Genomic DNA, 15,563 nt, shown 5'->3' with positions numbered 1-15,563 from the left:
TGACGATGTTGCTGCGTCTCGCTCTACGCGTCGCATCGCTTGCTGCCAAATTCGGCCTTACCATCGCGATCGCTCGCGAACTCGGCTTCGCCGCGGTTGGCGAGTACGGGTTGGCTGTGGCAACTTCGGTCATCGCCTCGAAGCTCGGCGGCCTCGGCTTCAGCGCTGAATTGAACCGCGAAATGAGTGGCCACCGCCCTGCGGACGCGATTCGAACGGCGCGCTCACTTCGGAAACTATACGTAGCCTTCTACTTGCTTGTCGGAACCGGACTTCTGCTTGCGTTGGTTTGTGGCAGGCACCTGGACCTGCCAGCGAATAAGTTGCTGTACGGCTTGATCTTCCTGGTCGCCGTCAGCGAGCACTATGCGCTCGAGGTCAATGCCTACTTGTTTTCCCTGCACCTCTCGAGAGCAGCGTCTGGGATGCTCTTTTCGCGTACAGGAGGCTGGGCGATTGTCGCGAGTGCCGGATTGATGTGTGGAGTCTTTAGCAGTATCGGCATCGTTCTTGTCTTGTGGCTCCTTACCAACGTTTTTGTGATCGTGGGCGCGTGGGCTCTGCTATCGCGCATTCCTGCTCAGCCCGCGTTGAACGAGATAATGCCCACAAGATCGATGTTTTCGTGGAAGGAAACGTGGATGGCTGGCGCACCGTTCTATGTAGGCGGTGTTCTGCTCGCGGGATTGCAGTACGCCGAGCGCTTTGTCGCGTCAATCGCGCTGCCGGCGGCCGAAGTAGGCCGATACGTCTTCGTGTGGTCGATAGCCAATGCGGTGCAGACGATCGCCTATGCCACCGTCAACGTGACTGCAGGTCCGCGCTTAGCTCGTGCCGCCGTTGACGCCAAGGCTGACTGGTCCGGCGTGTTCCTTAAGTCGTTGCGAGACACGATCGTGATCGGTGTTTCAGTGGCGGTCGGAATTGCTTGCGTTTCCCCGATTATTTTTCGGATGACGAATGAAACACTGAACCCGACGATTCTCTTCCTGCTCGCAATACTCCTCGCATCTTTTCTTTTGCGTGCTGTGGGTGATCTTTTGTGGTCAGCCGCGATAGCCCGTCGCGCGCGTCGTCACATCGTGATCACGATGTTCTCCGCAGCCGCGCTCGCCTCGCCACTTGCCTGGTGGCTTATTCCTCGACTCGGCGTCACTGGCGTGGCCATCGCTCACGCGCTCGCGAGTGTGTCCGTATTGATCGCACTATGGTGGGCTCAAAGGCAAGCCGAGGAAAAAGTTGGAGTGTCTGATGCTTAGCCGAATGATGCGGACTGGCCCGCGCCTGAGTCGTGGCTTGATCGCAACGCTCGCTACGTTAACAAGCTGTGTGTACGTAGGGCTATTCCTGGCCGGGAGGTCGCTGCTGCCGGAGTTTCTATTTCGCGACGCCGAGAAGATTCAAGCGCAGATGGATGGTGCCGGCACTTACGACGGGTCCTCCTTCGATGCAGTCGGAAAGTTCTACGCGATGTTTAGCCCGGCGCTGCTTAGTGTCTTCGTCATGGCGATCGGCATCGCGTTCATTTGGGCCATTCTCGCTCGTGTCAAACGCGCCGGATCGTTGGGGGTCGCGCTTTTGTTGGCGGCTCCTTGCGTGTTCTTCAATTTATTCGTTTCATCGAAAGACACACTGGTCGTTGCGATGTCGCTTCTGATCGTGTGGACGTTCCGGCGCAACCGACCGGCATTCACTCTTCTAGCGGCGATCGGTTGCTATTTGACTTACGCGTTGCTCGTTCGAAAGTACTTTCTAGTTATTCTCGCGATCGCACTCTTCGCCGAATTCTTCAAGCAGCGTGGTTTACGCTCGCGCTTTGTGCTTCTCGTTGCGTGCGTGTTGGCGCTAGCGCTGATGCCTTCCGAGTTTTACTTCGCGTTGCTGAACCCGCGTGATATGGCTGTCGACTATCTTGTCTATCAGTCGCCGTTTGGGGCCCGCACCGGCTTCTATAACCTATTGCCGCCAGAATCGTTCGCGGCGTTTTGCGTTGATTATATTTACGCCATGGTGCGATTGCATTTGCCGGTCCTTTTTTCGCCCGATCCACGCGGACTGGCGATGCAAGCGTTCGTGATTCTGGCCTGGATTTCCACGCGGTCGTTGCCTGGTCCGGCAAAGACGTGCTGGGACAAGCGCCTGCTGGCGTCCTTGGTGTTGGGGCACATGGCGGTATCGATGCTGTTCGAGCCCGATCTTGGTAGCTATGTGCGGCACCTTTCCAGTGTTTCACTCTTTTGCATGATTTCATTGAGTGCGCGTGTTGATGCGCTCCGCATCGACAACGCGAATCAGCGTGATGCCGCGTGATTCTTCAAGTAAGATTGAACGACGGCAAGCGCTGGTTTCGGAACACCGCTCGGTTCTGTGAGTCCGAAACTTCGTTCGCGCTCACTTTGGGCCGTTCGTGTTTCCTTCCATTCATAGATCGATGCGAGTGACACACCAAGCGAGTCAACCGATTCGAGAAACGTTGCGACCTTCATTGCCTGCATGGCAGCACTGGTCACGACCGACCCGCGCGTCGGAACTCCCCACTCCGTTATTGCGGTCGGCAGTCCGTATCGGGAGCGTATCTCGCTTGTGACATTCCGCATCTGCTCTGATGTCATACCGTAGGCGTGATAGGAGACGACGTTCACGCATTGAGCCGCGCTCGGCTGGAGCGCGGAGAGCAAGCGCGCTGAAACGGTGTCACCGATCGGCGCGCGCGCAAAGCCGAAGCCAAAGACGGGAATCGCAAGATTCGGTGCCCTGAGCACAGCACATGCGCCTCGCATGAACAAAGGAAACGTTCCATTTACGTTTCCAGTCGGCCAATATCGGTTCAAGTCGGGTTCGTTCCAGAGTTCGATGCCGATGATTTGTGGGGCGTACTTGTCAATGGTCTCTCTGACGATTCGCCCGAACCTTCTGCCGGCGGCTTCGATTGAAGATGCGCTAGCCATTTCTGCAGCGGACAGCGGTTCGGTCGAGCGTATCGTCAGCAGAACCGGCAGCCCTGCGTGCGCCGCCAACTCGAATGCAGACTGAACACGAACTGCGTAATCTGCATCGGATAGGTGATTGGTCCAAACGCCGAATCGCACAAACGCAAAAGCAGCGCGCGCGATGGCGCTGGCGTCGTCAGGCGCAAAGGTCTCAATCTTCACCTGTACACCGATTCGAGGTGTCTCTGCTTGCGATGCCCCAGAAGCGGCCGCGCTTTGTACGCCTTGCGAAAAGGCGGTTGATGCCGAGAGAACACAGGCTGCCGTCATTGCGATGAAAAGCAGGACCGATCTTGAAGCTGATACAGGCGTCATAACGTTTGGCAAGTCCTTCCCGAATCTATGTTAGATCTGCGGAGGTGATCAAGCGCCGTCCAGACAGGTTCATGAGGATGCGGGAAATGTTTCGTTCAACAAAGATGTAACATGCGTACCCCGCGACCAGAGAACCTGAGACCATCACTGCGACAGAGAACGGCGGAATGTTCTGAATATGCAGCTTTTTCACGACGATACCTAGTACCGACAGAGCAAACGGATGGAACAGATAGATTGAGTAAGAAGCTTCGCCGATGGTTTCCAATGCTCGCGTGGCCCACGAGTTGCGCCCTCGCCTTATGATCGGCTCAAGACTCACGAAGCCGGCAAAAATCATCGCGTATGGCAATCCGTAGAACAGAACGCGATTCTGTACATTAAACGCCCAGAAACTCTCCGTGAGTATTGCGACGCCGGCCAAGACGAGCCCGGCATCTATAGTGAGGTAATGGCGAGGTTGCCTGATATACACATACGCGCCAATGCCCATCACGAATTCCAGCAGTAGCGGTCCGGTCGCAAACTTGAGCGTGGCATTGGCGGGTTGCCATATAGCGCCGATTGCGACTAGCCCGCAAAGCGCAATGACTACGCTGCCGAACCTCAGGCTGCGCGGTAACCACAAGACGGCCGCGAACAATAGATAGAAGAGGAACTCGTAGCTAAGCGTCCAGCCGTTCTGAATGAGGAATTTTTTTCCATCCGGAATAAGGGTGAATGAATTGATGATAGTCGTGACGCCGCCGCTACTGTTGACCATCTTCGGGCTCACTAGAAACACCACAAGCGCTATGAGACTCAACGTCCAGTAAAGCGGAATAATTCGCTTGACGCGAGCCCACAGAAACACGCGTGCTGACGCTTCGCGCTCAGCCGTGATGTGACACATTATGAAGCCGGAGATAATGAAGAAGAGATCGACACCTGACATCCCAAACTGCCAGCCGCTGCCGGTCCCAGACATCTGTACTTGCTTGAAGAAGGCGTGATAAGCAGGACAAGAACCGCTGCAACTCCCCGTAGGTATTGAATCGAGATAATCATTTTTTACCGGAAGCATATTGCTTAAAAGCGGAAGTTGCCGAATGAGCGTAACGGCCGCAAGAAGATGAGGTTTGGCGCAGAGCGGCCGAGCGTCTATCTATTTGTTTGAAAAGACTATTTTGGATCGGGAGATAATAACATCGTGCTACGGCATGCTAGGTTCTCATCTTTGCAGTTCTAACGAATTTCATCACTTTGCCGCATGGAAGTGCTCAAACCCTCGCAGTTGAGGCGCTCACCCCGCCCCCACCACAAACCCCCTCGCCCTCAACAACTCCAACACGCCTCTGGGCCCGCCCAGATGCAGCGCTCCGATCGCGACAAACACCGGCTTATCCGGCGCGGCCAATGCGACCATCCTCTGCACGAACCGTCGATTCCGCTCGTAAACCACGCGGTTATCGACCTGCGCCGCGAGCACCTTCGATCGCGCCAACTTGGAGCCTTTAGCGTCATCCCAAGCTTTCAACGCATCCGCATCACCGATCCGCCATAACCGATGCAACTCCTTCACGTCCGCGACATTCTCCGCGGGCGTCTGCACCAGATCCTGCGCGAGCATCTCGCGCTGCTGCGCCGACGTGAGCCGCGTGAACGTCGAGATCTGTTCATTCAACGTCTCCAATCCGACGATCTTCCCGCGCGCCCGCAGATACACATTCTGCAATTGCGCCTCGGTCCCGTACTCGCTCTGAAAACCCGCCTTCAGCGTGTCGTACGTTTCGATCAGCATCGACGCGAGCCACGGCCGCGTGTGCCGCAACTCCTTCAGCGCCTGCGGATTGTTGCGCATGCGCGTCTCGACCTTCTTCCACATCGAGTCCGGTAGATAGTCGATCAGACACTCGCTGCGACACACGCCGTAGCGGTTCACATCGTCCTGGGAAAGCAGCAGTTCGTCGGGAGAAATCTCGAGCGCGAGTGTCGGCGATGCATCGAGCGCCGCGAGTATCGGTTTGCGAAACGGTTGCTCGGGCGGATAGTCGCTCGCGAATCCCACATGGAGCGTGCCGAGCACGTAGATGGTCGTCGCGCCCTTGGTCGCGACATAGAACGGCATGCGCGGCGGCTGCGCGCGCACCGGGCCGCTCGCGGTCGTGCCGGTCGAGCGATCCACGCGCGGAGCGGGCGCCGGCGCCGCGCTGGACGGCAACGCGGCGGAGCTGGCATCGCCCGCGGCCTGCGGCGTGCGCGATCCGACCACCGCAAAGCTCGGCGACCACGCCGCGACACCCGCCGTAAACAGCACGAACGACAGCACGATGGCTGTCGCCTGGGCGAGCGCCGCGCGCAAAAAACGCGGCTTGACGTATGAATCCGGCACGACCGACATCTTAAAACATTCGCATCACGCGCCGCGCACGCGTCCGCCGAGATTCAGACTTCGCCGTCCCCCACTTCCTCGGCGCGATGACACGACACCTGACGCCCATCGACGACGCGCAGCTTCGGCTCCTCCACGCGGCATCGCTCGATCGCGTACGGGCAGCGCTGATGAAACGTGCAGCCCGACGGCGGATTGAGCGGCGACGGCATCTCGCCCTGCAGCTTGATCTTGATGCTGCGGTCTTCCTCGAAGATCGCGGGCGTCGCGGACATCAGCGCGCGCGTGTACGGATGACGCGGCTTCGCGAAGATCGTCTTCTTGTCGCCAACCTCGGCGACGCCGCCGAAGTACATCACCATCACGTCGTCGGCGATATGCTCCACCACCGACAAATTGTGCGAGATGAATACATAGCTCGTGCCGAACTGCGCCTGCAGATCCATGAACAAATTCAGAATCTGCGCCTGAATCGATACATCGAGTGCGGACACGGGTTCATCGGCGACGACGATCTGCGGGTCCAGAATCATCGCGCGCGCGATCGCCACGCGCTGACGTTGCCCGCCCGAAAACATGTGCGGATAGCGCGACGCATGCTCGGGCCGCAAACCAACGGTCCGCATCATGTGCGCGATGCGCTCGGCGCGCTCGGTCGCGCTCAGCTTCGTGTTGATCGCGAGCGGCTCGCCGAGCGTCTGCTCGACGGTCTTGCGCGGATTCAACGACGCGAACGGGTTCTGAAACACCATCTGCACACGCTGACGCAACTCGGCGATCTTCGCCTTGCTCGCACCGGCGACGTCGTCGCCTTCGATCAGCAAGCGGCCCGACGTGGGCGCTTCGATCATCGTGAGCTGACGCGCGAGCGTCGACTTGCCGCAGCCCGATTCGCCGACGACCGCGAGCGTGCGACCGCGCTTCAGTTCGAACGACACGCCGTTCAGCGCTTTCACCGTGCCGTGCTTGAACGCGCTGCGCTTCACGTCGTAGTGCTTCGTGAGCTGGTCGGCGGCGAGCACGATGTCCTGACTGATTTCCTTCGGTACGGCGTTCATCGCGCGCCCTCCACAACGACATCGATATTCAACGGCTTGATGCAACGCGCGCGCACGGCCGGGTCGTTCTTGTCGAGCTGAAACAGATTCGGCCGCGCCTTCCAGCAATCGTCGACGACATACTTGCAGCGCGGCGCAAAGAGGCATCCGCTCGGCCGGTCGTCCTTGCCCGGCACCATGCCCGGCAGCGCCGCGAGACGATCCGCGTCGCGGTTATGCTCCGGGATCGCGGCGAGCAGCGCTTCCGTGTACGGATGATGCGGCTCGCTGAAGATTGTCGGCACATGATTCGTTTCGATGATCTCGCCCGCGTACATCACCGCGACGCGCTGCGCCACTTCCGACACCACGGCGAGGTCGTGCGATATCAGCACGAGCGCCATGCCGCGCTCCTTCTGCAGACGCACGAGCAGTTCCATGATCTGCGCCTGAATCGTGACGTCGAGCGCGGTGGTCGGCTCGTCGGCGATCAGCAACTTCGGATTGCACGCCACCGCCATCGCGATCATCACGCGCTGGTTCATGCCGCCCGACATCTGATGCGGAAACGACTCGATGCGGCTCTTCGCATCCGGAATGCCGACCTGATCGAGCAGTTCGACCGCGCGCTTGTGGAGCGCATCGCCGCGCAAGCCTTCGTGCAGCTTCAGCACTTCCTTGATCTGATAGCCGACGGTATAGCTCGGGTTCAGGCTCGTCAGCGCGTCCTGAAACACCATCGCAATGTCCTTGCCGATGATCTTCCGACGCTCGCGCGCCGACGCCTTCAGCAAGTCGCGGCCATCGAACATGACCTGGTCGGCGGTCACTTTGCCGGGTGCGTCGATGAGGCCCATCAGCGCCATCATCGTGACGCTCTTGCCCGAGCCGGATTCGCCGACCACGCCGACGACTTCGCCCGGCTTCACGCTCAGATCGATACGATCGACGGCCTGCGTGCCGCCGAACGTCACCTGCAAATTACGGATAGTCAACAGATCGTTCATCGCTTAGCCCATCCGCTTGAGTTTCGGATCGAGCGCGTCGCGCAGACCGTCGCCGAGTAGGTTGATGACGAGCACCGAAATCAGAATCGACAGGCCCGGCATCGTCACGATCCACCATGCGCTTTCGATGTAATCGCGCGCCGATGCGAGCATCGCGCCCCACTCCGCCGCCGGCGGTTGCACGCCGAGGCCGAGGAAGCCGAGCGCGGCGGCATCGAGAATCGCGGACGAAAAGCCGAGCGTCGCCTGCACGATCAACGGCGCGGCGCAGTTCGGCAGCACTTGCGAGAACATCAGCCGCACCGTGCCCGCTCCCGCGACGCGCGATGCCGTCACGTATTCCTTCTGCAGTTCGCCGAGCGCGGACGCGCGTGTGAGACGCACATAACCCGGCAGCGCGACGATCGCGATCGCGAGCATCGTGTTGACCAGACCGGGACCGATGATCGCGACGACCGCAACCGCCAGCAACAGCGACGGCAGCGCGAGCAGCACGTCCATCACGCGCATGATCGGCGTATCGAGCCAGTTGAAGAACGCGGCCATGAGACCGAGCACGACGCCCGGAATCAGCGCGAGTACCACCGACACGAAGCCGATCCAGAACGACAGCCGTGCGCCGTACATGAGACGCGAGAGGATGTCGCGGCCGGCTTCATCGGTGCCGAGCAGGAACATGCGGTTGCCGCCTTCGAGCCACGCGGGCGGGATCTTGACGTAATCGCGGTATTGCTCGATCGGGCTATGCGGCGCGATCAACGGCGCAAAGATCGCGACGAAAATCAGCGCGAGCACGATTGCGCCCGCGATCACCGCGCCGCGATTGCGCGAGAAGTTGAACCAGAACTCGCGCGCGGCGACCATGCGGCCGGACGGCGGCGTCAGCGCGCCCGGCGGGAGATTGTTTTGAACGTCAGCCATATCATGCCTCGCGCCGAGCCGCCTCAAGCGAGGCATGCGCCCCCTTGGGGGGCAGCGAACAAATGTGAGCGTGGGGGTAGTCCATCCCAGTTACCTCGTATGGCGAATGCGCGGATTCAACACGCCGTAGAGCAGATCGACGACCAGATTCACGACGATCACGAGCGTCGCGATCATCAGAATGCCGCCTTGCACGACCGGATAATCGCGACGCGAAATGGCATCGATGAGCCACTTGCCGACGCCCGGCCACGAGAACAGCGTCTCGGTCAGCACCGCGCCCGCGAGCAGCGTGCCGACCTGCAAACCGATGACGGTCACCACGGGAATCAGCGCGTTGCGCAGCGCATGCACGACGACCACACGCAACGGCGACAAACCTTTCGCGCGCGCCGTGCGGATGTAGTCCTCGCGCAGCACTTCGAGCATCGACGAGCGCGTCATGCGCGCGACGACCGCCAGCGGAATCGTGCCGAGCACGATGGTCGGCAGAATCAGGTGACTCACCGCCGACGTGAACGCGCCTTCATCGGTGGAAAAGAGCGCATCGATCAGCATGAAGCCCGTGACGTGCGGAATGTCGTACTCCACCGCGATGCGGCCCGACACCGGCGTCCAGCCGAGCTTCGCGGAGAAGAACATGATGAGGATCAAGCCCCACCAGAAAATCGGCATTGAATAGCCGGTGAGCGCGGTGCCCATCACGCCATGATCGACGACGGTGCCGCGCCTGAGCGCAGCCGCGACGCCCGCCGGAAGGCCGACGACGAGCGCGAAGATCATCGCGCAGATGGACAGCTCGACGGTCGCGGGAAAGCGCGCGAGGAATTCGCCCATCACGCTCGTATTCGTGATGATCGACGTGCCGAGATCGCCCTTGAGCGCGTGCCCGACGTACGTCAGATATTGCAGCGGAAGCGGCTGATCCAGCCCCAGGCGCTTCATGGCTTCGGCGTGCATCGCCGGGTCGACGCCGCGCTCGCCCATCATCACTTCGATGGGGTCGCCGGGAATCAGATGGATGAGCGCGAACGCGAGAATCGTAATGCCGATGAACGTCGGTATCACCATTCCTATGCGTCGCAAAACGAATCGGAACATGATCGCCCTTTGGTTCGTTTGGTTCGTACTTGTGGGAACCCGAAAAATGTCCGGCGGCGTCGGATCGTGTGGACCCGCGCCGCCGGACCTTTCTCGATTAGTTATGGTTTAGTGCAAAAAGCGTTCCGCAGACAAACTTTATTGCATGCCGACGCCATCGAAGCGCACGTAGCCGAGCGGCTCGATCTTCATGTTCGTCACCTTCTTGCTGACGGGCTGATAGACCGTCGAGTGCGCGATCGGCGAGAACGGCAGTTGCTGCGCGAAGATCTGCTGCGCATCGGTATACGCCTTCGTGCGCGCAGCGACATCGGTGGTCGAACGGCCCTTCACGACGAGATCGTCGAACGGCTTGTAGCACCACTTCGAGAAGTTGCTGCCCTTCACCGCATCGCAGCCGAGCAGCGTGCCGAGCCAGTTGTCGGGATCGCCGTTGTCGCCGGTCCAGCCGATCAGCAGCGCATCATGTTCGCCCGCGTGCGCGCGCTTCAGATACTCGCCCCACTCGTACGACACGATCTTCGCCTTCACGCCGATCTTCGCCCAGTCGGCCTGAATCATTTCCGCCATCAGGCGCGCGTTCGGGTTGTACGCGCGTTGCACCGGCATCGCCCACAGCGTGATCTCGAAGCCGTCCGGGAAGCCCGCCTTCTTCAGCAGATCCTTCGCCTTCGCGGTGTCGTACGTCTGGCCCTTCAAGTTCTTGTCGTAGGACCACTGAGTCGGCGGCATCGGCGCGGTGGCCGGCTGACCCGCGCCCTGATACACCGAATCGATGATCGCCTTCTTGTTGATCGCCATGTCGAGCGCGCGGCGCACGTCGGTGTTGTCGAGGCCCTTCTTCGTCACGTTGTAAGCCACGTAACCTTCGTTGAAGCCCGCCTGCGACGGCGTATCGACATTCGACGCCGACTTCAGCGCCGCGATGTCGCCCGGACGCGGATAGCTCATCACCTGGCACTCGTTGCTCTTCAGCTTCTGCACGCGCACGGCGGCGTCCGGTGTGATCGAGAAGATCAGCTTCGAAATCTGCACCGCGTTCGGCTTCCAGTAATCAGGATTGCCGTCGAAACGGATGGTCGCGTCCTTCGTGTAGCTGCGGAAAATGAACGGACCCGTGCCGACCGGCTGCTGGTTGATGTCGGCGGCCTTGCCGTCTTTCATCAGCTTGTCCGTATATTCGGCCGAGAGGATCGACGCGTATTCCATCGCCATGTTCTGGATGAACGGCGCGCTCACTTCCTTCAGCGTGAACTTCACGGTGTACGGATCGACCTTCTCGACCTTCGAGATCAGCTTGTCCATGCCGAGGTCCGTGAAGTACGGAAACTGCACGTTGTACGCCTTGCGGAACGGATTGTTCGGATCGAGCATGCGGTTGAACGTGAAGACCACGTCGTCCGCGTTGAATTCGCGCGTCGGCTTGAAGTACGACGTCGTCTGGAACTTCACGCCGTGGCGCAGATGGAACGTGTAAGTAAGACCATCCGACGATACATCCCACTTCTCGGCGAGACCCGGTTCGACCTTCGTGCCGCCGCGCTCGAACTCGACGAGACGGTTATAGACGGTGAAGGTATTTGCGGTGAAATCGGTGCCGGTGGTGTATTGCGCCGGATCGAAGCCGGCCGGGCTGCCTTCCGAGCAATACACGAGCGTCTTGTTCGGGATGGCGGCGTTTGCCGCAGTGGCTGCGAAGAGCGATACCGCGGTCACGGCGCCCGCGAGCGCCGACGTGCGGACGACTCGCAACAGGCTGTTTTTGTTCATGTTTCCTCCAAGTCAATACCGGCTTCTGGCCGGCGTAGCGCGAGTGTACTTGATCACACCGGCCGTTTTTCGGCGCGTGTGCGCGAAGTCGGGCGCTACCCTAGCACGAACAAAAGTGACGCGCGTTGTTGGTTTTCCCCACTAGAGTTTGCCGTCGATGGCGCTTCGATAAGGACAGTTTATCGGCCATGCGCAGACGTGATGGACCGGAGGACGAAATATTGCGCACGAGGCCGCAGCGCAACGCAAAAAAAGCGGTATTCGGGAGAGAGGAGACAGAACCGCGCGGCGAGCGCCGCGCGGGTGAAGCAGTGATGCGCGGGGTGATTCGATTACGCGCTCTTGAAGCCGAGCCGCTCGCAAATCGTCTTCGAAGCCCACGCGCCGTTGAGCGTGTAGAAGTGCAGGCCCGGCGCGCCTTCGTCGATGAGACGGCGGCACAATCCGGACACGACGTCCACTCCGAATGCGCGGATCGACTCGCGATCGTCGCCGAAGCTTTCGAGCCGACGCGCGATCCATTTCGGCACTTCCGCGCCGCACATGTCGGAGAAGCGCATCAGTTGCGTGAAGTTCGTGATCGGCATGATGCCCGGCACGATCGGCACGTCGACGCCCAGCTTCCTCGCTTCCTCGACAAACTTGAAGTACGAGTCCGCGTTAAAGAAGTACTGCGTGATCGCCGAGTTTGCGCCCGCCTTCACCTTGCGCGCGAAGTTTTCGAGATCGGCGCGAGGCGACTTCGATTGCGGATGAAACTCCGGATACGCGGCCACTTCGATGTTGAACCAGTCGCCGTGCTCCTGGCGAATGAACGCCACGAGCTCGGACGCATAGCGCAACTCGCCGACTTCGCCCATGCCCGAAGGCAGATCGCCGCGCAGCGCGACGATATGGCGAATGCCGTGCTCGCGGTAGTTCGCGAGGATCGCGCGCAGATTGTCTTTCGACGATCCGATGCACGACAGGTGCGGCGCGGCTTCGAAACCTTCCGCGGCCATGTCGAGGACGTTGTCGAGCGTGCCTTGCTGCGTGGAGCCGCCCGCGCCGAACGTCACGGAGACGAACTTGGGCGAGAGCTTCTTGAGCTCGGCGCGGGAAGCGCGCAGCTTGTCCACGCCTTCCTGCGTCTTCGGCGGGAAAAACTCGAATGAGAGTTCGATCGGTTTCATGATGATGAGGGACTCGGGCGGCGGCATCCGCCTAGCCGAAGTTGCGGTTCCCGAAAATGAGCGCCGACAACAGCCAGGACACGATGCTGTACAAAATCGAGCCGAAGAACGCGGACCAGAATCCCGACACTTCGAAGCCCTTCAGCAGCGACGAGCACAGCCAGAAGCACAGCGCGTTCACGACCAGGATGAAGAGCCCGAGCGTGACTATCGTCACCGGCAGCGTGAGGATGATGAGAAGCGGCCTCAGCACTGCGTTGATGAGCCCGAGCACCACCGCGATGATGAGCGCCGTGCCGAAACTGCGAATGTGAATCGACGGCACCAGATACGTGATGATCAGAAGCGCGAGCGCGTTGATCAGCCATGTCAGCAGCACGGTCATCGAAGGTTCTCCGGTTGATGCGTTAGCTCGCGTGCGCCGCGCGGGTGCGATCTCAAATCATCACACCCGTGCGGACGAACGCCGCCGCTCAGTCGATTAATAGCGGTAGTGGTTCGGCTTGAACGGGCCGTTCTTGTCGACGCCGATATAACCGGCCTGCTCGTCGCTCAAAACGGTCAGCTCAACGCCGATGCGGCCGAGGTGCAGGCGCGCGACCTTTTCGTCGAGATGCTTCGGCAGCACGTAGACCTTGTTCTCGTACTTCTTGCCGTGGCAGAACAGTTCGATCTGCGCGAGCGTCTGGTTGGTGAACGAGTTCGACATCACGAACGACGGATGGCCCGTCGCGCAGCCCAGATTCACGAGACGGCCTTCAGCCAGGATGATGATCTTCTTGCCGTCCGGGAAGACAATGTGATCGACCTGCGGCTTGATGTTGTCCCACGTGTACTGGCGCGTGGAAGCAATATCGATTTCGGAGTCGAAGTGGCCGATGTTGCAGACGATCGCGTTGTTGCGCATCGCCTTCATGTGATCGTGGTTGATGACGTGGTAGTTGCCCGTCGCGGTCACGAAGATGTCGGCGCGGCTGGCGGCGTATTCCATCGTCACGACGCGGTAGCCTTCCATCGCCGCCTGCAGCGCGCAGATCGGATCGATTTCCGTGACCCACACGGTCGCGCCCAGACCGCGCAGCGATTGCGCGCAGCCCTTGCCCACGTCACCGTAACCCGCGACGACTGCGATCTTGCCCGCGATCATCACGTCGGTCGCACGCTTGATGCCGTCGACGAGCGATTCGCGGCAGCCATACAGGTTGTCGAACTTCGACTTCGTGACCGAATCGTTGACGTTGATGGCCGGGAACGGCAGGCCGCCTTCCTTTTCCATCTGATACAGGCGATGCACGCCCGTGGTCGTTTCTTCCGTCACGCCCTGGATGTGCGAGAGGCGCGTGGAGTACCACGTCGGATCGCTGTCCAGATGCTTGGCGATGGACTTGTACAGCGCGACTTCTTCTTCGTTCGTCGGCTTGGCGATGACCGAGCGGTCCTTCTCCGCCTTCGCGCCGAGGATGAGCAGCAGCGTTGCGTCGCCGCCGTCATCGAGGATCATGTTGGCGAACTCGCCGTTCGGCCATTCGAAGATGCGGTGCGAGAATTCCCAGTATTCGTCGAGCGATTCGCCCTTGAACGCGAACACCGGCGTGCCACCCGCGGCGATGGCGGCGGCGGCGTGATCCTGCGTCGAGAAAATGTTGCACGATGCCCAGCGCACGTCCGCGCCCAGCGCCGTGAGCGTTTCGATCAGCACGCCCGTCTGAATGGTCATGTGCAGCGAACCGGCGACGCGCGCGCCCTTCAGCGGCTGCTGCGTCTTGTACTCTTCGCGCGTCTGGATGAGACCCGGCATTTCCGTTTCGGCGATGTCGAGTTCCTTGCGGCCCCATGCGGCCAGCGACATGTCGGCGACGACGTAATCCTTGGAATCTTTGGAATCGAGAACTGCGGCGTTCATCACGCCCTCCTTTCTAAAAAAGACTAGAAATGTTGACGTGAGCGCCGTTCGAATGCGGTGGCTCAGCGGGCGCCTTTTCAAGCGCTTTCGAACCGTCCGAATTGAAAGCCTCCGAGCCTGGCGGCCATGTACTGTCGTACGGAAAGGCCGTCGCAACGCTCCTCGGAAGCGAACGTGGATTGTAGCAAAGTCTCGCCGGAACGAACCGATTCCGAGACGCCCGAATGGGCTTTCGCAGCGCCGCCCGCGATCAGAACGGCAACGCCGACAGCACCGGCGCGAGCAGGACCATTGCGACGCCGGCGATCATCATCGTCAGGCTGGCGACGACGCCTTCTTCGCTCCCAAGCTCGCGCGCCTTCGCCGTGCCGACGCCGTGCGCAGCCGCGCCGAACAGCGCGCCGCGCGCGAGGCGCGTGCGCAGCGGCACGAGCGCCAGAACGATCTCGCCGAACAGCATGCCGCAGACGCCCGTCGCGATCACGAAGAGCGCGGTGAGATCCTTCGGCGCGTGGATCTTGTCGGAGACGGCGAGCGCGAACGGCGTCGAAACGGAGCGCGTCGCCAGGCTGCGCTGCAATTCCGGCGACAGATGCAGCAGCTTCGCAAGAATCAGCGAGCCGCCGACCGCGACCAGAATGCCGACCGTCACGCCGACCGTCAGCGAAATCCAGTGCCGCTTGATGAGCGCGCGATATTCGTAGATCGGCACGGCGAACGCGACCGTCGCCGGGCCGAGCAGCCACATGAGCCAGCGCGTGTCAGCGTAATAGACGGAGTACGGAATGCGCGCCATGACGACGATCAGCGCGAGCACCGCCGGCACCGCGAGCAGCGGCGTGAGCCACGGCCGCCTGAAGCGCGCGTAGAGATGCTTTGCGACGAAATACAGCGCAACGGTCAGCACGAAGCAGCCCGCGGCGATGAGGCGCGCGGCGTCGTCTTCGAGAAGCGAGTCGAAAAAATGGTTCATGCC

The 15,563-nt window shown here is 60.6% G+C and carries 14 protein-coding genes and 1 riboswitch; of the genes, 2 read left to right on the top strand and 12 right to left on the bottom strand.

Annotation, left to right across the window (positions count from 1 at the left end):
• Positions 1 to 5: 5 nt before the first annotated feature.
• A complete protein-coding gene (locus tag AWB74_RS31475; RefSeq protein ID WP_061150531.1) occupies positions 6 to 1,259 on the top strand; it encodes a lipopolysaccharide biosynthesis protein in 1,254 nt (417 codons plus the stop codon).
• Positions 1,260 to 1,296: 37 nt separating this feature from the next.
• Positions 1,297 to 2,310, top strand: coding sequence for a hypothetical protein (locus AWB74_RS31470; protein WP_235024754.1), 1,014 nt, complete (start codon positions 1,297 to 1,299; stop codon positions 2,308 to 2,310).
• On the opposite strand, the gene AWB74_RS31465 is transcribed toward AWB74_RS31470, so the two are convergent.
• From AWB74_RS31465 to AWB74_RS31410, 12 genes are all read right to left on the bottom strand, one after another.
• The gene (locus tag AWB74_RS31465) at positions 2,292 to 3,152 is read right to left on the bottom strand and encodes a cellulase family glycosylhydrolase (RefSeq protein WP_061150529.1); all 861 of its coding nucleotides are present in this window, start codon (positions 3,150 to 3,152) and stop codon (positions 2,292 to 2,294) included. The genes AWB74_RS31470 and AWB74_RS31465 overlap by 19 nt on opposite strands.
• Positions 3,153 to 3,330: 178 nt before the next feature.
• On the bottom strand, positions 3,331 to 4,272 hold the full coding sequence (locus tag AWB74_RS31460) for an acyltransferase family protein (RefSeq protein WP_061150528.1): 942 nt from the start codon (positions 4,270 to 4,272) through the stop codon (positions 3,331 to 3,333).
• A gap of 315 nt (positions 4,273 to 4,587) precedes the next feature.
• Positions 4,588 to 5,685: a TraB/GumN family protein gene (locus AWB74_RS31455; protein ID WP_061150527.1), complete on the bottom strand. Its 1,098-nt coding sequence runs from the start codon at positions 5,683 to 5,685 to the stop codon at positions 4,588 to 4,590.
• A 44-nt stretch (positions 5,686 to 5,729) separates the two neighbouring features.
• Complete coding sequence (locus AWB74_RS31450; protein WP_061150526.1) at positions 5,730 to 6,734, bottom strand: peptide ABC transporter ATP-binding protein; 1,005 nt, start codon at positions 6,732 to 6,734, stop codon at positions 5,730 to 5,732.
• Complete coding sequence (locus AWB74_RS31445; RefSeq protein WP_061150525.1) at positions 6,731 to 7,720, bottom strand: ABC transporter ATP-binding protein; 990 nt, start codon at positions 7,718 to 7,720, stop codon at positions 6,731 to 6,733. Before AWB74_RS31445 ends, AWB74_RS31450 begins: the two co-directional genes overlap by 4 nt.
• Before the next feature lie 3 nt (positions 7,721 to 7,723).
• Positions 7,724 to 8,641, bottom strand: a complete 918-nt coding sequence (locus AWB74_RS31440; RefSeq protein ID WP_061150568.1) for an ABC transporter permease subunit — start codon at positions 8,639 to 8,641, stop codon at positions 7,724 to 7,726.
• Positions 8,642 to 8,731: 90 nt separating this feature from the next.
• Positions 8,732 to 9,742, bottom strand: coding sequence for an ABC transporter permease subunit (locus AWB74_RS31435; protein WP_061150524.1), 1,011 nt, complete (start codon positions 9,740 to 9,742; stop codon positions 8,732 to 8,734).
• Positions 9,743 to 9,880: 138 nt separating this feature from the next.
• Complete coding sequence (locus AWB74_RS31430; RefSeq protein ID WP_061150523.1) at positions 9,881 to 11,512, bottom strand: ABC transporter substrate-binding protein; 1,632 nt, start codon at positions 11,510 to 11,512, stop codon at positions 9,881 to 9,883.
• A gap of 332 nt (positions 11,513 to 11,844) precedes the next feature.
• Positions 11,845 to 12,684 (bottom strand): methylenetetrahydrofolate reductase [NAD(P)H], encoded by an 840-nt coding sequence (gene metF, locus AWB74_RS31425; RefSeq protein WP_061150567.1) that lies wholly within the window; start codon positions 12,682 to 12,684, stop codon positions 11,845 to 11,847.
• Positions 12,685 to 12,715: 31 nt separating this feature from the next.
• Entirely contained in the window at positions 12,716 to 13,069 is a 354-nt protein-coding gene (locus tag AWB74_RS31420; protein ID WP_016346577.1) for a phage holin family protein, read from the bottom strand.
• Positions 13,070 to 13,165: 96 nt separating this feature from the next.
• Entirely contained in the window at positions 13,166 to 14,587 is a 1,422-nt protein-coding gene (gene ahcY / locus AWB74_RS31415) for an adenosylhomocysteinase (protein ID WP_061150522.1), read from the bottom strand.
• Positions 14,588 to 14,619: 32 nt separating this feature from the next.
• A riboswitch (S-adenosyl-L-homocysteine riboswitch) is annotated at positions 14,620 to 14,757 on the bottom strand.
• Between the two features lie 80 nt (positions 14,758 to 14,837).
• Positions 14,838 to 15,560, bottom strand: a complete 723-nt coding sequence (locus AWB74_RS31410) for an LrgB family protein (RefSeq protein ID WP_061150566.1) — start codon at positions 15,558 to 15,560, stop codon at positions 14,838 to 14,840.
• Positions 15,561 to 15,563: the final 3 nt, after the last annotated feature.

Source organism: Caballeronia arvi, assembly GCF_001544695.2.
Classification (GTDB): Bacteria; Pseudomonadota; Gammaproteobacteria; order Burkholderiales; family Burkholderiaceae; genus Caballeronia; species Caballeronia arvi.
This window is presented reverse-complemented; position numbering and strand designations above follow the sequence as displayed.